Below are 23111 nucleotides of genomic sequence, written 5' to 3'. Positions count from 1 at the left end.
GGCCCGGCGGCGCGCCGACGGGGTTCGGCCGCGGCGGCGCGGAGGGGGAGCCGTCGCGGCCGATGCGTGGCCGTAGGCCCGCGATGACGGCCGCAGCCGCGGCGCCGGCGTGGACACCCGGGCTGCGGGGGCCCGGCCCGGCGGCGCGCGCCGCCTGTTCACGCGCGCGGAGGCGCCCCCATGCCCGGTGAGCAACCGCAGACCCACGAGACCCTCGACGAGCGGTTCCGTACGGACCGGTCGCCGGCATCCGCTTCGGCGGCGCCCGGCGCAACCGCGTGGTCATCGCCGCCGGCACCACGCTCCACTCGCTGATGCTGTCGGTGAGCGGGACCCCGGCCCTGCCGGTCAGCCGGTGACCCACTCGCGCAGGGCGCCCTTCACGACCTTGCCGCTCGCGTTGCGCGGCAGCTGCGCGACGAACTCCACCGTCCGCGGGACCTTGTAGTTCGCCATCTCCCGCCGGGCCCAGGCGATCAGGTCGTCGCCGGTGAGCAGGGCGCCCGGGCGGCGTACGACGTAGGCCCTGCCGACCTCCCCGAGCCGGGCGTCGGGCACACCGATCACCGCCACGTCCGCCACGTCCGGGTGCAGGCCCAGACGCTGCTCTATCTCCGCCGGGTAGGCGTTGAAGCCGCCGACGATGAACATGTCCTTCAGGCGGTCGGTGATGCGCAGGTTGCCCGCGCCGTCCAGGACGCCGACGTCGCCCGTGCGCAGCCAGCCGTCCGGGGACAGCACCTCGGCGGTGGCCCGCTCGTCCTCGTGGTAGCCGGTCATGACGTTGAAGCCCCGGACGAGGACCTCACCCGGTGTGCCGGGGGCCAGGGGCCGGCCCTCGGCGTCGGCGACCCGGACCTCGGTGCCGGGGATCGCCCGGCCCGACGTGGACGCGATCACGGCCGGGTCGTCGCCGCGCCGGCACATCGTGACCACCCCGCCGGCCTCGGAGAGGCCGTAGGCCGTCAGGACCGTGCCGACGCGCAGTTCGGCGCGCAGCCGCTCCACCAGGCGCAGCGGGACGACCGCCGCTCCCGTGACGACCAGCCGCAGAGCCGACAGGTCGTGGGCGTCCCGGGCCGGGTGGTCCAGCAGGGACTGCAGGAGCGTCGGCGGGCCGGGCAGGACGGAGACCCGTTCCGCCGCGAGGTTGGCGAGGACGGTGTCCACGTTGAACACCGGCTGCGGGATCATCGTGGCGCCCCGCATCAGGCAGGCGATCACTCCGGCCTTGTAACCGAAGGTGTGGAAGAAGGGGTTGACGATCAGATAGCGGTCGCCCCGGGCCAGGCCCGCCAGGTCGCTCCAGATGCGGTACGCCCGCACCGTCTGCGCGTGGGTGATGACCGCGCCCTTGGGGCGGCCCGTGGTGCCCGAGGTGAAGATCAGGTCCGACGGCCGGGAGGGCCGCACCGCCCGCGCCCGGTCCCGCACCTCCCCCTCCCCCACCACCTCGCCGCTCGCCAGGAAGTCCTTCCACGTGAGGAAGCCGGGCGGGGCGTCCGCCGAGAACACCACCGCCCGCCGCAGGGCGGGGAGTCCGGGCAGCGGTCCGTCGCCCGGGCCCTGACCGGCGGCCCTGCGCAGCGACGCCACGTACGAGGTGCCGAGGAACGTGCCCGTGACGAACAGCAGCCGTGCCCCGCTGCGGCGCAGGACGTCCGCCGCCTCGGCGCCCTTGAAGCGGGTGTTCAGCGGCACGAGCACCGCACCGGCCGAGACCGCGCCGAGGGCGGCGGTGATCCAGTCGAGGGTGTTGGGCGCCCAGATGCCGACCCGGTCGCCCGGTGCCACGCCGTTGGCCAGGCAGGCCGCCGCCGCGCGGTCCACCCGGGCGCCGAGTTCCGCGTAGGTCACGCGCGTTCGGCCCTCGACGACCGCCTCGACGTCCGCGTACCGCTCGGCCGCCGCCCTGACCAGGTCCGGAACGCTCTCGCCCGCCACATCCGCTCGCACCGCGCGCCTCCCGCGAACTCGGAGCTGACTGACCGTCAGATTAGCGGTAATCTGACGGACTGTCAGCAACGGTTCGGGCCGGAGGTGCGCGCAGCATGGCAGCAGGACCAGGAGGCCTCAAGGACGCCACGGCACTCGTCGGCATCGGCCAGACGCCCTTCGCCAAGCGGCTGCCCGAGGACGAACGCACCCTCGCCTGCCGTGCCGTACTGGCGGCCCTGGACGACGCCGGGATCGCACCCGGTGAGGTCGACGCGCTCGCCTCCTACACCATGGAGGAGACGGACGAGGTCGAGCTGGCCAAGGCCTGCGGCTTCGGCGACCTCACCTTCTTCAGCAAGGTCGGCTACGGGGGCGGGGGTTCGTGCGCGACCGTCGCGCACCTGGCCGCCGCCGTCGCCGGCGGGCAGGCGAGCGTCGGGGTCGCCTGGCGGTCGCGCAAGCGGGGCAGCGGGCCCCGGCCCTGGACCGACACCTCCGTGCAGCTGCCGACTCCGGCCCAGTGGACCCGGCCGTTCGGGCTGCTCCGGCCGGTCGACGAGATCGCCATGCTCGCCCGCCGCTACCTGCACGCCTACGGGGCCACCCGCGACCACCTCTTCAACGTCGCCCTGGCCTGCCGCAACCGCGCCAACCAGAACCCCGACGCGATCATGTACGACCGGCCCCTGACCCGCGAGATGTACATGACGTCCCGGTGGATCAGCGAGCCGCTCTGCCTCTTCGACAACTGCCTGGAGACGGACGGGGCGCTGGCCTGCGTGCTGGTCTCCGCCGAACGCGCCCGCGACTGCCGCCACCAGCCCGTCTACGTCCACTCCGCCGCCCAGTCGCTGCCCGCCCAGCACCACGGCATGGTCAACTACTGGAACGACGACCCCCTCACCGGCCCCGCCTGGAGCGCCGCCCGGCACCTGTGGAAGCACGCCGACCTGACCCCCGAGGACGTGGACGTCGCCCAGATCTACGACGCCTTCACGCCCCTGGTCCTGCTCTCCCTGGAGGGCTACGGCTTCTGCGGGCGCGGCGAGGGCGGGGCCTTCACCGAGGGCGGGGCGCTGGAGACCGGCGGGCTGCTGCCGCTGAACACCGGCGGGGGCGGGCTGTCCGAGGCGTACGTGCACGGCTTCAACCTGATCACCGAAGGGGTCAAGCAGCTGCGCGGGACCAGCACCGCGCAGGTGCCGGGCGCCAGGACCTGCCTGGTCACGGCCGGTGAGGGCGTGCCGACCTCCGCGCTGCTGCTGAGGAGTTGAGATGCTGCGTCCCGTCACCGACACCGACGGCGCCCCCTTCTGGGAGTACGCCGCCCGGGGCGAACTGCGGATCCAGGCCTGCGCCGGCTGCGGCGAACTGCGCTTCCCGCCCCGGCCCTGCTGCCCGCACTGCCAGTCCTTCGCGTCCGAGTGGCGCCGCATGTCGGGCCGGGGCCGCGTCTGGTCGTACGTCGTCGCCCATCCACCGCTGCTGCCCGACTACGCGGCGCTGGCGCCGTACAACGTGGTCGTCGTCGCCCTCGACGAGGCGCCGCGCATCCGGCTCGTCGGGAACCTGGTCGCGGAGCCGGGGGCGGCGCCCGGCTCCCTGCCCGCCGGCCGGCTGCGCATCGGCGCCCGGGTGCAGGTCGCCTTCGACGACGGCCTGCCCCGATGGATCCCGGAGCGGCCGTGAGCGCCGTGCTGGTCGACGCCGACCGGGACACCGGGGTCGCCGTGGTCACCCTGAACCGGCCGGAGCGGCTCAACGCCATCGACCTCGCCATGGCCGACGAACTCGTCTCCACCTGGCAGGAGTTGCGGTTCGACGACACCGTGCGGGCGATCGTCCTCACCGGCGCCGGGGAGCGCGCCTTCTGCACGGGCGTCGACCGGGACGCCGTGGTGCCGCAGCCCAGCTCGCCGTACGCGCAGGACGACCCGCTGCTCGGCGTCGGGCCCAAGGCGAACGACCTGTGGAAGCCGGTCGTCGCGGCCGTGCGCGGGATGGCCTGTGGCGGCGCCTTCTACCTGCTCGGGGAGGCGGAGTTCGTCATCGCCGACACGACGGCCGCCTTCTTCGACCCGCACACCACCTACGGCATGGTCAGCGCCTACGAGTCCGTCCTCATGGCACAGCGCGCTCCGTACGGGGAGATCGCGCGGATGGCGCTGATGGGTACGGCCGAGCGGATCTCGGCACGGCGCGCGTACGAGGTGGGGCTCGTGTCGGAACTCGTGCCGGAGGGCGGGGCGCTTCAGACGGCCACGGCGTGCGCCGCCGTCGTCGCCGGCCATCCGGCCCGGGCCGTGGAGGGCACCGTGCGGGCGCTGTGGGCCGCGAGCGAGGCGGGCCGCGCCCAGGGGGTGGCGCAGGCGCCGCACCTCATCGCACTCGGGAACGCGACGGCCGAGCAGCAGGCCCGGTTGTTCGCCGGGCGGGGCCGGGAGTACCGGTCGCGGTAGGGAAGCCGCCCTCCAGGGCCCTGCCGTCACCGTCATGTCACCGCGTGGCGACGGGTGCGTGCCCGGCGTAGCGTCTCGGACGAGGGCGGTGAACGGGCCGCTCCCCCGAGCGACGGCCGCCGTCCGGATCCCCTTCCGTGCGCCGGTGCGACGGCCGTCCCGGGCCCGTCAGGCGGTGCGCGCCGTCCCCGTGCCCTTCTCCGCGTCCAGCGCGTACACGCAGCGGTCCTTGCTGCACGCGTACACCACCCCGTCCCGGACGACCGGGGAGCCGGTGATCTCGCCGCCGGTGGCGAGCTTCCAGCGCAGCCGGCCGTCGTCGGCCTTGAGGGTGTAGAGCAGGTGGTCGGTGGAGCCGAAGTGGATGCGGCCCTCGGCGACCGAGGGGGCGCCGACGATGTCGCCGCCCGCCTGGAAGCGCCACTTGGGCGTGCCGGTGACCGCGTCCAGGGTGTACAGGCCCTTGCCGCTGCCCACGTGGACGTGACCGGCGGCGACCAGGACCGGCTCGACGGAGGAGCGCGCCTCGGTGGCGATGCGCCAGCGGTCGCGGCCGTCGGTGGCGTCGAGGGCGTAGACCGTGCCGAGGTAGTCGGCCAGGTAGACGCCGCCGCCGGTGACGGCCGGGCCCGGCACGAAGGTGGGCGGGGAGAGGAAGACGGCCGGGGCCTCGAAGTGCCACCGCACATGCCCGGCGGCCACGTCCAGGGCGAGGACGCGGGTGCCGGCGCAGACGTAGACGTACCCGTCGGGCGCCTGGATCAGCCGGACCGGGACGCCGCCGCAGGAGGCCGCGTCGCCGATCGGGTACGACCAGCGCTCGTCGCCGGTGCGGGCGTCCAGGGCGCGCAGCCGGGCGTCCTGCCACACGTAGACCGTGCCGTCGTGCAGGGCGGGCCCGGCCTCGGGGGACTCGAAGTCGGTCTGGCAGCCGGTGATCTCCCACAGCTTCTGGCCGCTGGAGGCCTCCCAGCCCTGGACGCCGCCGCCCCGGGTGCCGGTGACGACGGTGCCGCGGCCGGCCTTGAGCGAGTAGACCCAGGCGTCCGTCTGCAGGCGCCACAGGTCGCCGCCCTCGCGGGCGTCCAGGGCGAACAGCGTGGGCCCGTCGGAGGCGTGGATACGGCCGTCCGAGACGGCCATGGACCAGGCGACGTCCCGCGTCTTGAAGCGGCGGCGGCCGGTGGCCACGTCCAGCGCGTGCACCTCGAAGGAGGTGACGTAGACGAGGTCGCCGGCGACCGAGGGGGTGCCCCAGACGTCGTTGGACATGCGGAAGCGCCAGGGGCGCCAGCCGCCCGGCTGCTCGGGCGGCGCGGCCGGGGCCGGGGGCGCGGCGACGGCCGGACCCACGGCGGGGTCGGTGCCGTTGACCCCGGGGCGGGGCTTGGACCAGGAGGCGGCGAGGGCGGCCTCCGGGGGCGGTGCCTTGACGGCGGCGGCCCGGACGTCGGCGACCCGCGGGCCCGGGCCGATGGGCACCTGGGCGCCGGCCAGCCGCACGGGGCCGGTGTCGGGCCCGCCGACCGGGGCGGGCACCGGCGCGGGTGCCGGGACGACGGGGTCGTGCGAGGGCGGGGGCGGGATGGGCGCCGGGCCGGGTGCGGGACGGCCGCCGCCGCTGCGGCCGGGGCCGGCGGCGGGCTTGGCGGCCGGGCGGCCGTTGCGGCGGGACTCGATCAGGCCGACCGCCCGCTCGGGCAGCCACGCGGAGGCCGTGCCGCTGTCGTCGGAGCCGGAGCCGAACAGGTGCGGGGCGAGCTGCGCCTGGAGGTCGGCCGGGTTGGGGCGGGCCGTCGGGTCCATCTGCATACAGGACTCGATGAGCGGCCGCAGCTCGTCCGGGAGTCCTTCGAGGTCCGGGCCCTCGCGCAGCAGCATGAAGACGGTCTCGACCGGGTTGGCGCCGTGGAACGGGGGGTGGCCGGTGGCGGCGAAGACCAGCATGGAGCCGAGCGAGAAGACGTCGCTCGCGCCCGTGACACTGCGGGAGTCCTTGGCCTGCTCGGGGGACATGTAGGCGGGCGTGCCGACGGCCACGTTCGTCATCGTCAAACGCGTGTTCGAAACGCCGGACGCGATACCGAAGTCGATGACCCGCGGGCCGTCCTCGACGACCAGCACGTTCGACGGCTTCAGGTCCCGGTGCACCAGACCGGCCCCGTGGATGGACTGCAGCGCCTCGGCCACGCCCGCCGCGAGCCAGCGCACCGCCTGGGCCGGGAGCGGCCCGCAGTCGTTCACTATCTCTTCCAGGGAGGGCGCGGGGACGTACGCGGTGGCCAGCCACGGCACGGCGGCACGCGGGTCGGCGTCCACGACGGCGGCCGTGTAGAAGCCGGAGACGGCCCGGGCCGCCTCCACCTCACGGGTGAAGCGGACCCGGAACAGCTGGTCCTCGGCGAGCTCCGTCCGGACGGTCTTGATCGCCACGCGCCGGCCGGACGCCGAGCGCGCGAGATAGACCAGCCCCATGCCGCCGGCACCCAGCCGCCCCAGCACCTCGAACGGCCCGATCCGCCGCGGATCGTGCTGCGTCAGCTGATCCACCACTCTGCCTGCCACCTCCCCGTACGAGCCGCGCCAAGCCACATCTTCCACGCGACCCCGTGCAGCGTCTCACCACCGCACCGCCATGGCGGCACGCACCCCGATTCTTCCTGGCCAAAGCCGTGGTGGCGAACCCGGTGACCATTGGGGTGTCTCCGGCCATACAGGGACGAAATATGACCAGTGGGGGCCGCTCAGCGGCGCAGCAGCGCGAAGGAGGCCCCCTGGTCGTCCGAGACGACGGCCACGGTGCCGTACGAGGTCTCGAACGGCGGGGCCTGGACCCGCCCGCCGAGCCGGGTCACCTCCGCCAGCGCGGCCGGGACGTCCTCGACGGCGAAGTGGACCAGGAAGTGGGGCGGCATCTCGGCCGGGAAGACGTCGGAGACCGGGGCGCGGCCGAAGTCGGGCTCGGCCTCCGGCCCGAACAGGGCCTCGTGGAAGAGGTCGCCGTAGAAGGCGTTGGCCGCCTCGGTGTCCCGGGCGTACAGCTCGGCCCAGGCGAAGGCGCCCGGCTCGCGCCGTCGGCCGAACCCGGGGTGCTCCCGCGGCTGCCACAGGGCGAAGACGGCCCCGTCCGGGTCGGTGACCAGCGCGGTGACGCCCAGCCCGGCGGCCGGCACCGGCGACTGGACGACCTGCCCGCCGGCCGCCTGGACCCGCCGGACCAGGGCCCGGGCGTCCGGGGTGGAAAAGTACACCGTCCAGACGGTGGGCAGCCGGCCGTCCGTCTTGCGGACCAGCGCGGCCACGGGTTCCCCGTCCTTCAGCGCCCGCGTGAAGGGTCCGAACCAGTCCTCGAAGGTCCACCCGAAGAGTTCGCCGTAGAAGCGCTTGCCCGCCTCGACGTCGGGAAGCTGCGCGTCCACCCAGCAGGGAACGCCCTCTGCGTACACCGATGCCCTGTTTTCGGCCATGCCGCCAACGTAACCGCGACCGGCGCACCCCGCAGACCAGGCACACCAGCCTCCGCACCCCCTCACACCCCATTTGCAGTCGGCCGAATCGCGCCCCGATCACGCCTCGGTAAGCTGACGGCATGACAGGACAAGTGCGTACCGTCGACGGCCGCGTGGCCGGCCGGCGTGGGCAGGCGACCCGGCAGAAGCTGCTCGACTGCCTCAGCGAGATGCTCAGCTCCTCCCCGTACCGGGACGTCAAAGTCATCGATGTCGCCCGGAAGGCGGGCACTTCGCCCGCGACCTTCTACCAGTACTTCCCGGACGTCGAGGGCGCCGTCCTGGAGATCGCCGAGCAAATGGCGGCCGAGGGCGCGTCGTTGACCGAGCTCCTGGAGGGCCGCTCCTGGGCCGGGAAGGCCGGCTGGCAGACGGCGCAGGAACTGGTCGACGGGTTCCTGGAGTTCTGGCGCAAGAACGACGCGATCCTCCGGGTGGTGGATCTCGGCGCCGCCGAGGGCGACAAGCGCTTCTACAAGCTCCGCATGAAGATCCTCAACTCGGTGAACAACTCGCTCGCGGACGCCGTCGCCGAGCTCCAGGCCAAGGGCCGGGTCGACAAGGACGTGAACCCGGCGGCCGTCGCCGGTTCGCTGGTCGCGATGCTCGCGGCCGTCGCCTCGCACCAGAAGGGCTTCTCCTCCTGGGGCGTGAAGCAGGCCGAACTGAAGCCGAACCTCGCGCTGTTGGTGCACCTGGGTGTCACAGGGAGAAAGCCGACGAAGTAACCGGCCGGCGGCGGCCCTTCCCCCTTTCCCAAGTCCTGTCTGGCAGGCGGCGGTTCACCTCGGTGGACGGCCGCCTGTCGTGCTTTCCGGCGCCCTGCCGCCCCGCCCCCTCATCGCCGCACGAGCCGGAACACCCGGATCTCCCGGTCCACCCGGGCCTGGTAGGCCGCGTACGGCGGCCAGAACGCCAGCACCGCCCGCCAGGCCGCCGCCCGCTCCTCCCCCGCCAGCAGCCGGGCCGTGACCGGGATGTCCCGGCCCTTCCAGCTGATCTCCGCGTCGGGGTGGGCGAGCAGGTTGTGGCTCCAGGCGGGGTGCCCCGGCCGCCCGAAGTTGGACCCGACCAGGATCCAGCCGTGCCCGCCGTCCTCCGGCATGCAGGCCAGCGGCGTCCGGCGGGGCAGTCCGCTGCGCGCCCCGGTCGAGGTCAGCACCACCCCGGGCAGCAGTTGCGCGCTGAGCAGCACCTTTCCCCGGCTGAGCCGGTGCACGGCCCGGTCCAGGGCCGGGAAGACGTACGGCGCCACCCGCGCGAAGCCCGGGGTGGCGGACACCTTCTGCACGAACCGCACGGCCCTCGCCATCAGCCGGCCTCCTCGAAGACGTGGGCCGCGTCGGCCGCGTGCGCCCGCAGCCGGTGGACCGGCCCGAACAGCAGCGCGTCGCCCGTGGCGCGCTTGACATACAGATGAGCCTCGTGTTCCCAGGTGAAGCCGATGCCCCCGTGCAGCTGGACGCCCTCGGCGGCGGCGCGGCGCAGGGCGTCCAGCGCCTGCGCGAGGGCCAGTCCGCCGGCCACCTCCCCCCGGGCGGCGGCCCAGGCCGCGTAGTACGCCTCGGCCGCCTCCCCCCGGGCGGCGGCCCAGGCCGCGTAGTACGCCGCCGACCGGGCCGCCTGCACCTGGACGTGGACGTCCGCCAGCCGGTGCTTGACCGCCTGGAAGGAGCCGATCGGCCGCCCGAACTGCTCGCGCCGCCCCACGTACTCCACGGTCCGCTCCAGCACCCGGCCGGCCGCCCCCGCGGCCTCCGCGGCGAGACAGGCGGCGGCCCCGTCGCCGAGCCGGGCGAGGGCACCGGGCACGTCGTCGCCGGCCGAGCCGAGCAACTCCGCCTCGACCTCGCGCAGTTGGAGCCGGCCCTGCGGGCGGGTGGCGTCGAGCGCGGTGCGCCGGACCCGGGTGAGGCCGGCCGCGTCCGCGCCGACGAGGAAGATCAGCACCCGGGACCGGGCGAAGCCGCCGGTGTGCGCCGCGACCAGCAGGAGGTCCGCGCTGTGCCCGTCGAGGACCTGGTCCACCTGCCCGTACAGCCGCCAGCCGCCGTCCGTCCGCCGGGCCTGCACGCCCCCGGCCCGTCCGCCGCCCGCCCAGGCCCCGCCCGGGTCACGGCCGGTGAGGGCGAGGGCGGTGGCGAGGGCCGGCCCCGGTACGGCGAGGGCGGCGGTGAGCGCGCCGCCGGCGAGCCGGGGCAGCAGCGCGGACCGCTGGGCCTCGGTGCCGAGGGCGAGCAGCAGCGGGGCGGCGAGGACGGCCGTGGCGAGCAGCGGGGAGGGGGCGAGGGCCCGGCCCGTCTCCTCGCAGGCCAGGGCCAGCTCGGTGACCGTGCAGCCGACACCGCCGTACGCCTCGGGCAGGGCCAGGCCGGGCAGGCCCAGGTGGGCGGCGAGGGCGGTCCACAGGGCCGGGTCGTGCCCGACGGGGGTGCCGGCGGCGGCCCGCAGCTCCTCCGGACCGCACCGCTTGTGGAGCAGGTCGCGCAAAGTGCGGCGGATCTCGTCCTGTTCGGCGGTGAAGCGGGCGTCCATGAGCCACCTCTCTCCACATCTGACGGTCCGTCATGTTAGGGCCGGGGGGCGGTGATGCCCAGAGTCCCGCACCTCCCGTCGGGTGCCGGATCTGATGTACCGTCAGATTCATGGTGGCCCGGAGGAAAGTGGCCGTCGTCGGCGTGGCCCTGTCGGACTGCGGCCGCGTGGACGACGTGACCCCGTACGCCCTGCACGCCCAGGCGGCCCGGCGCGCCCTCGCCGACGCGGGCCTGGACCGGTCGCTGGTCGACGGCTTCGCCTCGGCCGGCCTGGGCACGCTGGCGCCCGTGGAGGTCGCCGCGTACCTGGGCCTGCGCCCCACCTGGGTCGACTCCACCTCGGTCGGCGGCTCCACCTGGGAGGTCATGGCGGCCCACGCGGCCGACGCCGTCGCGGCGGGGCACGCCCGGGCGGTGCTGCTCGCCTACGGCTCCACGGCCCGCGCGGACGTCAGAGCGGGCCGCCGCACCGGGACCCTCTCCTTCGGCTCGCGCGGCCCCGCCCAGTTCGAGGTCCCCTACGGCCACACCCTGATCGCCAAGTACGCCATGGCCGCCCGCCGGCACATGATCGAGTACGGCACGACGATCGAGCAGCTGGCCCAGGTGGCCGTGCAGGCCCGGGCGAACGCGGCGCTCAACCCCGAGGCGATGTTCCGCACCCCGGTCACGGTGGACGAGGTCGCCGCGGGCCCGGTGATCGCGGACCCCTTCACGAAACTGCACTGCTGCGTCCGCTCCGACGGCGGCGCGGCGGTGCTGCTCGTGGCACAGGAGTACGTGCGCGACTGCCGCACCCGGCCGGTGTGGGTCCTGGGCAGCGGGGAGGCCGTCTCGCACGCCGCGATGTCCGAGTGGCCGGACTTCACGGTGTCCCCGGCGGCGGTCAGCGGGCGGCTGGCCTTCGCACGGGCGGGAGTGCGGCCCTCGGAGATCGACCTCGCCGAGCTCTACGACGCCTTCACCTACATGACCCTGGTGACGCTGGAGGACCTCGGCTTCTGCGCGAAGGGCGAGGGCGGGGCGTTCGTCGGCGAGGGCCGGCTGCGGGTCAGGGGCGGGGCGCTGCCGGTGAACACCGACGGGGGCGGTCTGTCGGCCCAGCACCCCGGGATGCGAGGACTGTTCCTGCTGGTGGAGGCGGTACGGCAGCTGCGCGGGGAGTGCGGGGAGCGGCAGGTGCGGCGCGCCGACGGTTCGCTGCCGCGGCTGGCGGTGGCGTCGGGCACGGGGGGCTGGTTCTGCTCGTCCGGCACCGTGGTGCTCGGGGCGGAGTGACCGGCCCGGCTCCGGGAGGGGAACACCGTCGCCCGGCACGGGCGTTGACCCGGGAAGCGACCGTTCTGCCGAAGGAGTCCGTGGTGGCCCTGTCCCGCGACGAACGTGAACAGTTCCTGGCCGAGCCGCACATCGCGGCCCTCGCGGTCGACGCGGGAGCGGGCCGCGCCCCGCTCACCGTGCCGATCTGGTACCAGTACGAGCCCGGCGGCGACATCTGGATCATGACCGGGCTCGACTCCCGGAAGAACCAGCTGATCAGCGCCGCGGGCCGGTTCTCGCTGATGGTGGACCGGGTGGAGCCCACGATCCGGTACGTGTCCGTGGAGGGCCCGGTGGTCGGCACGTCGCCCGCGACCCTTGACCAGCTCCGGGAGATCTCGGCGCGCTACCTGCCGCCCGAGAAGGTCGACGGCTATGTCGACTTCGCCTGGAAGAACCACGGGGAGCAGCTGGTGCTGCGGATGCGGCCGGAGCGGTGGGTCTCCTCGGACCTGGGACAGGTGTGAGCCCCGGGGAGCCCGGGGAGCGGTGACAATCGGGGCATGGCAACCGATCTTCACGAGCTGCTGAGGTCACTGCGGGTGTGGGCCCCGGAGACCACGGACCTGCGGCCCTTCGACCCGGCCACCGCCCCCGAGGACCCCCTGCCCCTGTTCGCCGAGTGGTTCGCGCAGGCGGTGGCGGCCGGGCAGCCCGAGCCGCACACCATGTCCCTGGCCACCGCGGACGCGTCGGGCCTGCCCGACGTACGGATCGTGATGCTGCACGGCGCGGACGAGCGGGGCTGGTCCTTCGCGTCCCACGCCGGCAGCCGCAAGGGCCGCCACCTCACCGGCCGCCCGTACGCCGCGCTCTGCTTCTACTGGCCCGTGCTGGGCCGCCAGGTCCGTGTCCGCGGCCCTGTGACGGCCGCGCCCTCCGAGGAGTCCCGGGGCGACCTCCACGCCCGCTCGACAGGCGCCCTGGCCGCCGCCCTGACCGGGCGGCAGAGCGAGGTCCTCGGCTCGCTGGAGGAACTGAACCGGGCCTCGGAGTCGGCGTGGGAACGGGCCGCGCGGGAGCCGGAGGCACCGGTGCCCTCCTGGACGCTGTACCGGCTGCGCGCCGAGGAGGCCGAGTTCTTCCAGGGCGACGAACGCCGACGACACGTCCGGCTCCGCTACCGGCACGCGGAGAGCCCGGAGACGGGGTGGACGCGGGAACTGCTGTGGCCGTGAAGGAGGCTCCGGGACCGGGGCCGGTCCGACCGGGGGCGTCCGTGGTGAGGCTGCGGGACCGGGGCCGGTCCGACCGGGGGCGTCGGGGTGTCGGTCCGACCGGGGCCGGTCCGACCGGGGGCGTCCGTGGTGAGGCTCCAGGACCGGGGCCGGCCCGACCGCGGGCGTCCGTAGTGGGGCTCCGGGACCGGGGCGGGTCCGACCGGGAGCGTCCGTAGTGGGGCTCCGGGACCGGGGCCGGTCCGACAGGGAGCGTCCGTGGTGCCGGTCCGACCGGGGGCGTCCGTGGTGAGGCTCCGGGACCGGTGCCGGTCCGACAGGGAGCGTCCGTGGTGCCGGTCCGACCGGGGCCGGTCCGACCGGGGGCGTCCGTGGGGCCGGTCCGACCGGGGGCCTACGTGCACGGTGCCCGTGGTGTCCGGTCCGGCCCGGAGCCCGGTCCGCCGGGCCGCGGCGCCGGTTGGCTTCACCGCTGGTCCCCGCGCGTCCGGCCCGGCGTGGCTAGCCCCGGCCCGTCCGGGCGAAGTCGTACACCGCGAAGTCCGCGACGGGCCGGTACCCGATCCGCTGGTACAGGCCGTTGCTGGTCGGGTTCACCAGATCCGTGAAGAGCAGCACCTCGTCGGCCCCGGCGGCGAGGGCGGCACGGCTGACCTCGGCCGTGACGGCGCCCGCGTAGCCACGGCCGCGCAGGTGGGCCGGGGTGTACACGGAGGCGACGCGCACCTGCCCGGCGACCCGCGGACCCGTGCCGGCCATCGCGACCGGGGTGCCGTCGGGGGTCTCCCAGAAGGTGATGCCGCCGCTGTCGATCCGGGCGTCCGCCCACTCCGCGGAGTCCCGGACGGTGCCCGCCCCGACGGCCTCGGCGAACTCGTCGTGCCAGCGCACGAGGAGTGCGTGATCCGCCCGGACGGCGATCCGCGGCCTGCCGGGCGGCAGCGGCCGGGGCGGGGTCAGCGTGCCGAGCCGGTAGAGCCGCTGGCGCTGGCGGAGCACGGCCGTCGCGCCCGTGTGCCGCTGCCAGGCGGTGACGAACGCGGCGGCGGTGTCGCGGTCGGCGCTCACACCGGGCAGGGGCCTGCCCAGGCCGGCCAGCGTCGCCGCGAGGTCGTCGGCCTCGCCGGGGGTGAGGGCGGTGAGGTTCAGCCAGTGCGGCGGTGTGCGGAAGAACGCGGCCCGGACCTCCCCGTCCCGCTCCAGCACCCCGAACTCCGGTGCGCCGTCGCCGTACACGTGCGGCCCACGGGTGCGCAGGGTCTCCGTGACGGTCAGCGGGACGGTGTGCAGGGCCGGGCGGGACCGCAGGAAGTCCCCGCTCCGGAGCAGGAAGTCGTCGAGGTCGTGGGTGAGGTGCCACGCGCCGGTGCGGGAGCCGGTGTCGGTGTGGATTTCGGAGTCGGAGTCGGAGTTGGAGCGGGAGTCGGTGTCCATGCCTCATGGTGCCGCCGGTGCGCCGTCCGGCACCTCTCGTTTTCCGCGCCGGTCAGCTCATGCGCCGCTGTCCTCGGCGAGGGTGTGGGCGACGAGCGCGTTGGCGTGGCCGTGGCCCAGGCCGTGCTCGGTCTTGAGCCAGGTGACGAGCTCCATGTGGCGGGTCAGGGGCGAGGAGCGGATGAGGGCCTGCCAGTCGGCGATCGGGCGGCCGTACTTCTTCTCGATGGAGGGGAAGTAGCTCGCGGGGCCCTTCACGGGTGCGGTCATCTGGGGTGGTCCCTTCTCTGTGGTCACCCGATACGACCGGCGCGGCGGGACGGACTCACCGGCCCGCCCGTGTGATCTGGGTCACCTGATGCTCAAGGAGCCGCCGGGGGCGGGTCCGTCGCCAGCCGGGCGTGGAGGTGGGCGTCCCGGAACGCGTCGTGCCGGCCCTCCTGGAAGACCGCCCCGCGCAGGGTGCCCTCGTAGGCGAAACCGCACCGCTGCGCTATCCGGCACGAGGCGTCGTGGCCGACGGCGTGGTCCAGTTCCAGGCGGTGAAGGCCGAGTTGGGCGAAGGCCCAGTCGGCGGCGAGCAGCAGGGCCCCCGTGGCGACGCCCCTGCCCCGGGCCTCGGGGAGCACCCAGTAGCCGACGCGGGCGACCTTCAGGTGGTACTTGATCTCGTTGACGCCGATGTGCCCCAGGGCCTCGCCGGTCCGCTCGTCCGCGACGCGGAAGGAGACGGAGGTGCCCTCCGTGGCGCTCTGCGCCCGCGCCCGCAGGGACTCGCGGGCGCTCGCCCGGTCCGTGACCAGCCGCAGCGGGGTGTTCCAGCGGCGGAACTCCGGGTCCCGCATGCCGCGCAGCCAGGTACCGACGTCGGAGCCCGACCCGGCGTCCCAGGGCCGCAGGATCAGGCCGTGCCCGTGCAGTTCCGCACGGGGACCGGTCAGGGACGGGTCACGTAGGGAGGCCATGGCCCCATTCAAACCCGTAACCCGCCGCACGAAACCGGCGCCGGCCCGATCGAGAGCTACCCCACGCCGGACGCCGGGGCCCCACTTCGGCAACGCGGGCCGCGCGCCCCGCGACCTCGACGACACATCGAACGCGAGTAACGAGGGCAGACGCCGCGGGCCCTCCCCGCCCCCCGGCCCGGGTCACGGCCCCGGGTCCGCGTCCGGGCCGGTGGCCGGGTGCGCGCCGAGCGCCGGCAGCGCCGACGGCGCCGAAAGACCGCGAGCAGGCCGGCCCACCGCCGGCGGTACACGGCAGGCCGGTGCGCTGCGGGGATGCGCCAGGGGTGGGCATCGACGGCCTCGGCCGCCCCGGTTCGGCTCGGATGCCGCCGAACCGGGGGTGCCGCTCACCCCCGGCGCCGCCCGGGCTCCCTGGCCGGGGGTGGCGCCACCCGGAAGACCGGTATGCCCTGCCGGAACGCCACCTCCAGGGCCGCGCCGGCCGACAGCTCCGGTCCGGCACCGCCGAATGGATCCGAGCCGGCAGGATCCGAGCCGAATGGATCCGAGCCGAATGGATCCGCCTCCGCCCGTACGATCTCCGTCATCATCCGCGGTCCCTCGGCCAGGTCCACCACGGCCGCGACGTAGGGCGTGCGGTCCGTGAAGGGCGGCAGGTCGTTGCGGTGGACGACGGACCAGGTGTAGAGCGTGGCACGGCCGCTCGCCGTCTCCCACGCCACGTCCTCGCTCCAGCAGTGGGGGCAGAACTCCCGCGGGTAGTGGTGGGCCCGGCCGCAGGCACGACAGCGGCGGATCAGCAGCCTGCCCTCGGCCGCCGCGCTCCAGTAGGTCCGGGTGAAGGCGTCGGTCTCCGGTACGTCGAAGCGGCCGGTCATCAGAACAGTCCCAGCGCGCTGTCCAGCGACCAGGTCTGCCAGGACATCCCGAACAGCCCGACCACCGACATCAGCGCCATCATCGAGTTCTGCCCCTGCTCGGCCACGTCGTGGATCATGAGCGTGAAGTAGAGGGTGTTGAGGAGGAACCCGCCGGCCAGGGCGACCGGGGTGAGGAACCCGGTGACGAGGCCCAGTCCGAGGGCGAGTTCGGCGTGGACGACGACGTACGCCATCACGCGCGGGTGCGGTGCGACGGCCACCCGGAATCCCGAACGGCCCGCGCTCCAGCGGTGCTTCCCCGCGATGCCCGCCGCCCACGCGATGCCGGTGCCCCGCTCGAACCACGCCTGGCGGTCCTTGTGCCGCCAGCTCTCCAGCCACCACAGGCCGAGCCCGATCCGCAGGACGGCCAGCCATTCCGCTCCACTGAGCCAGATCGCGTCCATGCCTGCCCCCGTTCCCGAAGCGACGCCGACGGTGGAATCTGACGGTAAGTCAGATACGGGATGGCAACAAGAGCCGGGACCGCCGCCCGGGCTCCGTCAGCGGCGGCCGCATCCCCGTCCCGTCCCGCACATCCGTGATCAATCCGAAACCAATTCCGGTCTTGACCGAGACCCATCAAGCGGGTCCGGGGTTACGCTCCCGCTCATGGCCGACTCCACACCCCCCACACACTCCTCCGCGCATCCCGCACCCGACCGCCCCGTCTACGTCATCGGCGGCGGTCCCGGCGGGCTCGCCGCCGCGTACGCGCTGCGGGCGAGGGGCATACGGGCCGTCGTCCTGGAGAAGTCCGACCGGGTCGGAGCGTCCTGGCGCGGCCACTACGACCGGCTGCACCTGCACACCACCCGCCGCTTCTCCGCCCTGCCCGGACTGCCGATGCCACGCCGGTTCGGACGGTGGGTGTCCCGGGACGACGTGGTGCGCTACCTGGAGAAGTACGCCGAGCACCACCGCCTGGAGATCGTCACCGGCGTCGAGGTCTCCCGCGTGGAGCGCCTGCCCGACGACACGGGCTGGCTGCTGCGCGCCACCGGCGGCCGGGAGCTGACCGGCGCCGCCGTGGTCGTCGCGACCGGCTTCAACCACACCCCACGGGTGCCGGACTGGCCGGGCCGCGACACCTACCCCGGCGAGTTCCTGCACGCCGCCGCGTACCGCAACGGCGAGCCCTACGCCGGCCGGGACGTCCTCGTCGTCGGCGTCGGCAACACCGGCGCCGAGATCGCCGTGGACCTCGTCGAGAGCGGCGCCGCCCGGGTCCGGCTGGCCGTGCGCACCGTCCCGCACATCCTGCGCCGTTCGACGGCCGGCTGGGCCGCCCAGTACAGCGGCATCCTGGTGCGCCGGCTGCCGGTCGGCCTGGTCGACCGGATGTCCCGGGTCCAGGCGAAGCTGACGATGCCCGACCTGTCGGCGCACGGGCTGCCGCGCCCGGACACCGGGCTGTACAGCAGGGTGCGGCAGGGGGCGATCCCGGTGCAGGACGTCGGGCTGATCGACGCCGTGCGCACGGGCCGGGTGGAGGTCGTCGCCGCCGTGGACGCCTTCGAGGAGGGCGGCAAGGTCGCCCTCGCCGACGGCACCCGGATCTCGCCGGACGCCGTGATCGCCGCCACGGGCTACGTCCGCGCCCTGGAGGACCTGGTCGGCCACCTCGGTGTGCTCGACGCCCGCGGCAGGCCCGTCGTCCACGGCGCCCGCAGCCCACAGGGCGCGCCCGGCCTGTACTTCACCGGCTTCACGAACCCGATCAGCGGCAACCTCCGCGAGATGGCGATCGACGCGGTGCGGATCGCGAAGGCCGTCGCCCGGGACGGTTCGGGGCAGGTCTCCCGGCTGCCGGGCTAGGACCCGTCGTTCGGAACGCGGGGGCTGGCACGCACATCTGCCGCGTTGTCGTCACCCGCCGATGCTCCGCGCCGGCCACCGGGCCGACTCGTCTGCTCCCGCCCATTCCTGACGTCCTGTCAGTTCCGTTAATCTGACAGGGCGTCAGTTAGCGGCTGTCTCACAGGAGCGGGCGGAACGATGCTTGGATCGACCCACGGCACTCTCACCACCGACTCCCGCCGGGCCCGGGCCCTCGCCTGCGGCGAACGGTCCGGGCCCGCCGTGCACGGCAGGCCGGCCCAGGTGGGCGACCTCGACGTCAGCGGACGCCCGCTGCACGCCGACGTCCCCGATCTCGACCGCTTCTTCCGTCCCCGGTCCGTCGCCGTGATCGGCGCCTCGGACACCGAGGGACGGCCCCGGACCGGCATCACGCGGCAGCTCGCCGACTGGGCCGGGCGCGTCGGCGCCCGGCTGTATCCCGTGCACCCGAGCCGGCCGTCCGTCCTCGGCCTGCCCTGCTGCCCGTCCGTGGCCGACCTGCCCGAGCAGGTCGATCTCGCGGTCGTGCTGGTCGGCGACCCCCTGCCGGTGATCGAGGAACTGGCCGAGGCCAAGGCCCGGTTCGCGGTCGCCTTCGCCTCCGGGTTCGCGGAGACCGGGCCGGAGGGCGAGGCGGCCCAGCGGAGCCTCGCCGCCGCCGTCGAGCGGTCCGGGATGCGGCTGCTGGGGCCCAACACCAACCTCAACGCCTTCGAGCGGTTCCGCGAGGACCTCCGGGGACCGGCGATCGCGCTGATCACCCAGTCCGGCCACCAGGGCCGCCCCGTCTTCGCCCTCCAGGAGCTCGGCATCCGCCTCTCCCACTGGGCGCCCACCGGCAACGAGGCCGACCTGGAGACCGCCGACTTCCTCTCGTACTTCGCCGAGCAGCCCGAGGTCGGCGCCATCGCCTGCTATCTGGAAGGGCTGAAGGACGGCCGCTCGTTCCTGCTCGCCGCCGACCGGGCCGCCCGGCGCGGGGTGCCGGTCGTCGCCGTCAAGGTGGGCCGCACCGAGACCGGCGCCCGCACGGCCGCCTCCCACACCGGCAAGCTCACGGGCGCCGACGCGGTGGTGGACGCGGCGCTGCGGCAGTACGGCGTGATCCGCGTCGACGGCCTCGACGAACTCCAGGACACGGCGGCCCTGCTGGCCCGGGCCCGCCCGCCGCGCGCCGACGGCGTGGTCGTCTACTCGATCTCCGGCGGCACCGGGGCGCACGTGGCCGACCTGGCGAGCGCGGCGGGCCTGCGGCTGCCGGTGCTGTCCGAGGCGAAGCAGGCCGAGCTGCACCAGTGGATACCCGCCTACCTGAGCGTGGCCAACCCCGTCGACAACGGCGGGCATCCGGTCGGCGACGAGCGCGGGCGGAAGATCATCGACGCGCTCCTCGACGACCCGGCGGTGGGCGTGCTGATCTGCCCCGTCACGGGCCCGTTCCCGCCGCTCAGCGACCGTCTCGTCCGGGACCTGGTGGACGCCGCTGAGCGGACCGACAAGCTCGTGTGCGTGGTGTGGGGTTCGCCCGTGGGCACCGAGCCCGCCTACCGCGAGGTCCTGCTGGGCTCCTCGCGCGTGGCGACCTTCCGCACGGTCGGCAACTGCCTCACCGCCGTCCGCGCCCACCTCGCCCACCACCGCTTCGCCACCGGCTACCGCTCCCCCTTCGACGACGCCCCGCGCACCCCCTCGCCGTCGTACCGCAAGGCCCGGGCCCTCATGCAGCCCGGCCGGCAGCTCAGCGAGCACGCGGCGAAGACGCTGCTGCGGGCGTACGGCATCCGGGTCCCGCGCGAGCAGCTGGTGACCAGCGCGGCGGCGGCCGTACGGGCGGCCGGACCGGTCGGCTACCCGGTCGTCATGAAGGCCTCGGGCGCGAAGATCGCCCACAAGACCGAGCTGGGCCTGGTGAAGATCGGGCTGACCTCGGCCAGCCAGGTCCGCGACGCCTACCGCGAGCTGACGGACATCGCCCGCTACCAGGACGTCGCGCTGGACGGCGTCCTGGTCTGCCAGATGGTCGAGCACGGCGTGGAGATGGTCGTCGGCGTCACCCACGACGACCTGTTCGGACCGACCGTGACCGTCGGGCTGGGCGGTGTGCTGGTCGAGGTGCTGCGCGACACGGCCGTGGGGGTGCCGCCGTTCGGTGAGGAGCAGGCGCGGGACATGCTCGCCGGGCTGCGCGGGCGGGCCCTGCTGGAGGGGGTGCGGGGGCGGCCCCCGGCGGATCTGGACGCGCTCGTCGAGGTCGTGCTGCGCGTGCAGCGCATGGCCCTGGAACTCGGCGACGACCTCGCCGAGTTGGACATCAACCCCCTCATGGTGCTGCCCCGCGGGCAGGGGGCGGTGGCGCTGGACGCGCTGGCGGTGTGCCGCTGATGGCGGAACCCGAGGTGCTGCGCTCGACCGGCGGCCCGGTCCTCACCCTCACCCTCAACCGGCCCGAGGCCCTCAACGCGCTCACCCCCGACCAGCGCGAACGGCTCATCGAGCTGCTGTCCGACGCTTCGGCGGACCCGGCCGTACGGGCCGTGGTCCTCACCGGCACGGGCCGCGGTTTCTGCGCGGGCGCGGACCTGCGGGGCACGGGCGCGGGCGCGGACCTGCGGGGCACGGGCACGGGCGCGGACCTGCGGGGCACGGGCACGCCCCCGGGTGAGCGGATCGCCGGGGACGTCGCGCGCACCCTGCGCACCGGCGCGCAGCGGCTGATCGCGGCCGTACTGGACTGCGAGAAGCCGGTGATCGCGGCGGTCAACGGCACGGCGGCGGGGCTCGGCGCGCATCTCGCGTTCGCCTGCGATCTGGTCCTCGCGGCCGAATCCGCCCGTTTCATCGAGGTGTTCGTGCGCCGCGGGCTGGTCCCCGACGCGGGCGGCGCCTATCTGCTGCCCCGCCTCGTCGGCCCGCGGCGCGCCAAGGAGCTGATGTTCTTCGGCGACGCGCTCACGGCGGCGGAAGCGGAGCGGACGGGCCTGGTGAACCGGGTCGTGCCGGACGGCAACCTGGCCGGGACGGCCCGCGCCTGGGCCGACCGCCTCGCCTCGGGCCCCACCCGCGCCCTCGCCCTGACCAAGCAGCTCGTCAACGCGTCCCTGGACACCGACCGGGCGACCGCCTTCGCCGCGGAGGCGGCGGCACAGGAGATCAACATGACGACCCGGGACGCCCAGGAGGGCGTGCGCGCCTTCCTGGAGCGCGAAACCCCGCACTACGAGGGCCACTAGCCCTTCCTATCTGACGATTCGTCAGTTTCAATGCTGGACATGATGGGACAAGCAGGCATGGCGGAAGCCGCCGTCCGCTACCTCAGGTCGGCCCGGGCCACCGCCGCTGAGCCGGTGGAGGCGCTGCCGCGCCCGGAGCTGCGCTGCGTGCGGGGGGACGAGCGCGCACCCCTGGACCAGCGCGAATTCCGTCGCGTGCTGGGCACGTTCGCGACGGGCGTGACGGTCGTCACCGCGCCTCCCACCGGCACGGAAAGCTCCCCGGCCGGCTTCGCCTGCCAGTCCTTCACGTCCCTCTCCCTCGACCCGCCCCTGGTCGCCTTCATGGTCGCGCGCACGTCCACGACCTGGCCGCGCATCGCCCGGGCCGGCGTCTTCTGCGTCAACGTCCTGGCCGCGGACCAGGCCGGCCTGTGCCGCGCGTTCGCGGCGAGCGGCACGGACAAGTTCGCGGGCGTGCGCTACGACGCGGCCCCGGTGTCGGGCTCCCCCCGCCTGGCGGACACGGCCGCGTGGATCGACTGCACGATCCACGCGGTCCACCCGGGCGGCGACCACGTGATCGTGGTAGGCCGCGCAACCGCCCTCGGCCCACCCGAGCAGAACCCACCCCGCTCCCCCCTCCTCTTCCACCGCGGCCACTTCACCCACCTACAGCCCTGACCCACCCACGACGGCTCGCCGGCACCAAGCCGCGCGGGGACGCGCCCTGGACGCCGGCACCCGCCGAACTCCCCCGGCGTGCAGGCGAGACGCGCACGCGCCACCCCTCGCCGACCGGCCACGCGACCGACCCGAGGGCCCACCGCCCCCGGCCACCCGCTTCCCGGGCCGCTCGCTCGCTTCTCTCCCGTGCCGCAGCGGCCTGGGTCAAGGGTGGCCCGCAGGGCCATCGCCGAAGGCGACGCAAAGCGCCCTTGAGGCAGGCCGCGAAGGCACGACACTGCCGAGAAAGCGGGCGGCCCGACGGCTCTGTCGCGTCGCACCCGGCGGTGCCCGGCCCCTGCCCGAGGACCACAGGGCCTGCGCGGACGACCGGCCGCGTCACCACCGCCCTTTAGGCTCCCAGGGTGATTGAGACCATCGTGTTCGACATCGGCGAGACGATCACCCGTGACGATCGGTACTGGGCTGCCTGGGCCGACTGGCTGGACGTACCCCGACACACCCTTTCCGCACTCGTCGGTGCCGTCGTCGCCCAAGGCCAGGACAATGCCGAAGCCCTCCGTCTGGTCCGCCCGGGTATCGACGTCGACGCCGAGTACCACGCTCGCGAAGCCGCGGGCCGGGGCGAGCACCTCGACGAGGACGACCTTTACGACGACGTCCGCCCGACCCTGTCCGCGCTCCGGGAGGCAGGCGTCCGCGTCGTCATCGCCGGCAACCAGACGCCCCGCGCAGGTGAGCTGCTGCGCGCCCTGAACCTACCCGCCGATCTCATCGTGACCTCCGGGGAGTGGGGCGTGGCCAAGCCGCACCCGGACTTCTTCCAGCGGACACTTGAGGTCTCCCACGCCGCCGCGGACGCGACTCTCTACGTCGGCGATCACCCCGCCAACGACGTCTTCCCGGCGAAGGCAGCCGGCCTGCGGGCGGCCCACCTCCGCCGTGGCCCATGGGGACACCTCTGGGCTGACGCCCCGGAGGTCGTCGCCACGGCGGACTGGCGGATCGGAAGTCTCTCCGATCTCACCGAGGTCGTACAGGTCTGACGGCACGACGCGGCCCGCACCCATTGGAACGGGCCGAGTGCCGTTGCTGTGCACGCGCTGTCGC

At 74.6% G+C, this 23111-nt stretch carries 22 protein-coding genes; 12 read left to right on the top strand and 10 right to left on the bottom strand.

From position 1 onward, the window contains the following. Window positions 1-348: 348 nt before the first annotated feature. A complete protein-coding gene (locus CHR28_RS30780) occupies window positions 349-1956 on the bottom strand; it encodes a FadD3 family acyl-CoA ligase (protein WP_094056995.1) in 1608 nt (535 codons plus the stop codon). 95 nt (window positions 1957-2051) lie between these two features. On the opposite strand from CHR28_RS30780, the gene CHR28_RS30775 reads away from it, so the two are divergent. From CHR28_RS30775 to CHR28_RS30765, 3 genes are read left to right on the top strand one after another with little or no spacing between them, the layout of a single operon-like run. Further along, window positions 2052-3212 (top strand): lipid-transfer protein, encoded by a 1161-nt coding sequence (locus tag CHR28_RS30775; protein WP_094056994.1) that lies wholly within the window; start codon window positions 2052-2054, stop codon window positions 3210-3212. Between the two features lies 1 nt (window position 3213). Next, the gene (locus tag CHR28_RS30770) at window positions 3214-3627 is read left to right on the top strand and encodes a Zn-ribbon domain-containing OB-fold protein (protein ID WP_094056993.1); all 414 of its coding nucleotides are present in this window, start codon (window positions 3214-3216) and stop codon (window positions 3625-3627) included. After that, window positions 3606-4397: an enoyl-CoA hydratase/isomerase family protein gene (locus CHR28_RS30765; RefSeq protein ID WP_094056992.1), complete on the top strand. Its 792-nt coding sequence runs from the start codon at window positions 3606-3608 to the stop codon at window positions 4395-4397. The genes CHR28_RS30770 and CHR28_RS30765 overlap by 22 nt, the downstream gene beginning before the upstream one ends. A gap of 168 nt (window positions 4398-4565) precedes the next feature. On the opposite strand, the gene CHR28_RS30760 is transcribed toward CHR28_RS30765, so the two are convergent. Next, window positions 4566-6950: an outer membrane protein assembly factor BamB family protein gene (locus tag CHR28_RS30760; RefSeq protein WP_094056991.1), complete on the bottom strand. Its 2385-nt coding sequence runs from the start codon at window positions 6948-6950 to the stop codon at window positions 4566-4568. Window positions 6951-7141: 191 nt separating this feature from the next. Then, complete coding sequence (locus CHR28_RS30755) at window positions 7142-7864, bottom strand: VOC family protein (RefSeq protein WP_094056990.1); 723 nt, start codon at window positions 7862-7864, stop codon at window positions 7142-7144. Window positions 7865-7986: 122 nt separating this feature from the next. Here CHR28_RS30755 and CHR28_RS30750 point away from each other — a divergent pair, with 122 nt between their 5' ends. Next, window positions 7987-8634: a TetR family transcriptional regulator gene (locus tag CHR28_RS30750; protein ID WP_094056989.1), complete on the top strand. Its 648-nt coding sequence runs from the start codon at window positions 7987-7989 to the stop codon at window positions 8632-8634. Window positions 8635-8744: 110 nt separating this feature from the next. Here the strand turns inward: CHR28_RS30750 and CHR28_RS30745 are convergent, their stop codons facing one another. Further along, on the bottom strand, window positions 8745-9218 hold the full coding sequence (locus CHR28_RS30745) for a nitroreductase family deazaflavin-dependent oxidoreductase (protein WP_094056988.1): 474 nt from the start codon (window positions 9216-9218) through the stop codon (window positions 8745-8747). Beyond that, complete coding sequence (locus tag CHR28_RS30740) at window positions 9218-10441, bottom strand: acyl-CoA dehydrogenase family protein (protein WP_094056987.1); 1224 nt, start codon at window positions 10439-10441, stop codon at window positions 9218-9220. Before CHR28_RS30740 ends, CHR28_RS30745 begins: the two co-directional genes overlap by 1 nt. A 110-nt stretch (window positions 10442-10551) precedes the next feature. Here CHR28_RS30740 and CHR28_RS30735 point away from each other — a divergent pair, with 110 nt between their 5' ends. The 3 genes from CHR28_RS30735 (at window position 10552) to CHR28_RS30725 (ending at window position 12941) form a co-directional block, all read left to right on the top strand. Next, window positions 10552-11721, top strand: a complete 1170-nt coding sequence (locus tag CHR28_RS30735; RefSeq protein ID WP_094056986.1) for a thiolase C-terminal domain-containing protein — start codon at window positions 10552-10554, stop codon at window positions 11719-11721. Window positions 11722-11804: 83 nt separating this feature from the next. Then, window positions 11805-12230 carry a pyridoxamine 5'-phosphate oxidase family protein gene (locus CHR28_RS30730; protein ID WP_094056985.1) on the top strand — a complete coding sequence of 142 codons (426 nt, stop codon included), beginning with the start codon at window positions 11805-11807 and terminating at the stop codon, window positions 12228-12230. Between the two features lie 36 nt (window positions 12231-12266). After that, entirely contained in the window at window positions 12267-12941 is a 675-nt protein-coding gene (locus CHR28_RS30725) for a pyridoxine/pyridoxamine 5'-phosphate oxidase (protein ID WP_094056984.1), read from the top strand. 501 nt (window positions 12942-13442) lie between these two features. Here CHR28_RS30725 and CHR28_RS30720 read toward each other — a convergent pair. The 5 genes from CHR28_RS30720 to CHR28_RS30700 form a co-directional block, all read right to left on the bottom strand. Beyond that, window positions 13443-14375 carry a GNAT family N-acetyltransferase gene (locus CHR28_RS30720; protein ID WP_094056983.1) on the bottom strand — a complete coding sequence of 311 codons (933 nt, stop codon included), beginning with the start codon at window positions 14373-14375 and terminating at the stop codon, window positions 13443-13445. Window positions 14376-14432: 57 nt separating this feature from the next. Further along, window positions 14433-14645: a DUF4287 domain-containing protein gene (locus tag CHR28_RS30715; RefSeq protein WP_094056982.1), complete on the bottom strand. Its 213-nt coding sequence runs from the start codon at window positions 14643-14645 to the stop codon at window positions 14433-14435. A gap of 92 nt (window positions 14646-14737) precedes the next feature. Beyond that, window positions 14738-15340 (bottom strand): GNAT family N-acetyltransferase, encoded by a 603-nt coding sequence (locus CHR28_RS30710; protein WP_094056981.1) that lies wholly within the window; start codon window positions 15338-15340, stop codon window positions 14738-14740. Between the two features lie 389 nt (window positions 15341-15729). Then, window positions 15730-16221 carry a Zn-ribbon domain-containing OB-fold protein gene (locus CHR28_RS30705; protein ID WP_094056980.1) on the bottom strand — a complete coding sequence of 164 codons (492 nt, stop codon included), beginning with the start codon at window positions 16219-16221 and terminating at the stop codon, window positions 15730-15732. Continuing rightward, window positions 16221-16670 (bottom strand): DoxX family protein, encoded by a 450-nt coding sequence (locus CHR28_RS30700; RefSeq protein ID WP_094056979.1) that lies wholly within the window; start codon window positions 16668-16670, stop codon window positions 16221-16223. The genes CHR28_RS30705 and CHR28_RS30700 overlap by 1 nt, the downstream gene beginning before the upstream one ends. A 205-nt stretch (window positions 16671-16875) precedes the next feature. Here CHR28_RS30700 and CHR28_RS30695 point away from each other — a divergent pair, with 205 nt between their 5' ends. From CHR28_RS30695 to CHR28_RS30675, 5 genes are all read left to right on the top strand, one after another. Further along, on the top strand, window positions 16876-18081 hold the full coding sequence (locus CHR28_RS30695; protein WP_094056978.1) for a flavin-containing monooxygenase: 1206 nt from the start codon (window positions 16876-16878) through the stop codon (window positions 18079-18081). Window positions 18082-18261: 180 nt separating this feature from the next. Further along, complete coding sequence (locus tag CHR28_RS30690) at window positions 18262-20487, top strand: acetate--CoA ligase family protein (RefSeq protein ID WP_094056977.1); 2226 nt, start codon at window positions 18262-18264, stop codon at window positions 20485-20487. Continuing rightward, window positions 20487-21335: an enoyl-CoA hydratase/isomerase family protein gene (locus CHR28_RS30685; protein ID WP_094057002.1), complete on the top strand. Its 849-nt coding sequence runs from the start codon at window positions 20487-20489 to the stop codon at window positions 21333-21335. Before CHR28_RS30690 ends, CHR28_RS30685 begins: the two co-directional genes overlap by 1 nt. Window positions 21336-21377: 42 nt before the next feature. Continuing rightward, a complete protein-coding gene (locus CHR28_RS30680) occupies window positions 21378-21998 on the top strand; it encodes a flavin reductase family protein (protein ID WP_094057001.1) in 621 nt (206 codons plus the stop codon). A gap of 407 nt (window positions 21999-22405) precedes the next feature. Further along, on the top strand, window positions 22406-23047 hold the full coding sequence (locus CHR28_RS30675) for an HAD family hydrolase (RefSeq protein WP_094056976.1): 642 nt from the start codon (window positions 22406-22408) through the stop codon (window positions 23045-23047). The last annotated feature ends 64 nt before the right edge of the window (window positions 23048-23111 follow it).

The organism is Streptomyces sp. XY006 (assembly GCF_002237655.1).
GTDB lineage: Bacteria > Actinomycetota > Actinomycetes > Streptomycetales > Streptomycetaceae > Streptomyces > Streptomyces levis.
The sequence above is the reverse complement of the archived record's forward strand: the minus strand, read 5'-3'. Positions and strand labels throughout refer to the sequence as shown.

What these genes read in the sequence shown, in the direction of transcription:
- CHR28_RS30775 (WP_094056994.1), top strand. Translation starts at nt 2,052, where the DNA reads ATGGCAGCAGGACCAGGAGGCCTCAAGGACGCCACGGCACTCGTCGGC.
- CHR28_RS30770 (WP_094056993.1), top strand. Translation starts at nt 3,214, where the DNA reads ATGCTGCGTCCCGTCACCGACACCGACGGCGCCCCCTTCTGGGAGTAC.
- CHR28_RS30765 (WP_094056992.1), top strand. Translation starts at nt 3,606, where the DNA reads ATGGATCCCGGAGCGGCCGTGAGCGCCGTGCTGGTCGACGCCGACCGG.
- CHR28_RS30755 (WP_094056990.1), bottom strand. Translation starts at nt 7,864, where the DNA reads ATGGCCGAAAACAGGGCATCGGTGTACGCAGAGGGCGTTCCCTGCTGG.
- CHR28_RS30750 (WP_094056989.1), top strand. Translation starts at nt 7,987, where the DNA reads ATGACAGGACAAGTGCGTACCGTCGACGGCCGCGTGGCCGGCCGGCGT.
- CHR28_RS30745 (WP_094056988.1), bottom strand. Translation starts at nt 9,218, where the DNA reads ATGGCGAGGGCCGTGCGGTTCGTGCAGAAGGTGTCCGCCACCCCGGGC.
- CHR28_RS30740 (WP_094056987.1), bottom strand. Translation starts at nt 10,441, where the DNA reads ATGGACGCCCGCTTCACCGCCGAACAGGACGAGATCCGCCGCACTTTG.
- CHR28_RS30735 (WP_094056986.1), top strand. Translation starts at nt 10,552, where the DNA reads ATGGTGGCCCGGAGGAAAGTGGCCGTCGTCGGCGTGGCCCTGTCGGAC.
- CHR28_RS30725 (WP_094056984.1), top strand. Translation starts at nt 12,267, where the DNA reads ATGGCAACCGATCTTCACGAGCTGCTGAGGTCACTGCGGGTGTGGGCC.
- CHR28_RS30720 (WP_094056983.1), bottom strand. Translation starts at nt 14,375, where the DNA reads ATGGACACCGACTCCCGCTCCAACTCCGACTCCGACTCCGAAATCCAC.
- CHR28_RS30715 (WP_094056982.1), bottom strand. Translation starts at nt 14,645, where the DNA reads ATGACCGCACCCGTGAAGGGCCCCGCGAGCTACTTCCCCTCCATCGAG.
- CHR28_RS30710 (WP_094056981.1), bottom strand. Translation starts at nt 15,340, where the DNA reads ATGGCCTCCCTACGTGACCCGTCCCTGACCGGTCCCCGTGCGGAACTG.
- CHR28_RS30705 (WP_094056980.1), bottom strand. Translation starts at nt 16,221, where the DNA reads ATGACCGGCCGCTTCGACGTACCGGAGACCGACGCCTTCACCCGGACC.
- CHR28_RS30700 (WP_094056979.1), bottom strand. Translation starts at nt 16,670, where the DNA reads ATGGACGCGATCTGGCTCAGTGGAGCGGAATGGCTGGCCGTCCTGCGG.
- CHR28_RS30695 (WP_094056978.1), top strand. Translation starts at nt 16,876, where the DNA reads ATGGCCGACTCCACACCCCCCACACACTCCTCCGCGCATCCCGCACCC.
- CHR28_RS30690 (WP_094056977.1), top strand. Translation starts at nt 18,262, where the DNA reads ATGCTTGGATCGACCCACGGCACTCTCACCACCGACTCCCGCCGGGCC.
- CHR28_RS30685 (WP_094057002.1), top strand. Translation starts at nt 20,487, where the DNA reads ATGGCGGAACCCGAGGTGCTGCGCTCGACCGGCGGCCCGGTCCTCACC.
- CHR28_RS30680 (WP_094057001.1), top strand. Translation starts at nt 21,378, where the DNA reads ATGGGACAAGCAGGCATGGCGGAAGCCGCCGTCCGCTACCTCAGGTCG.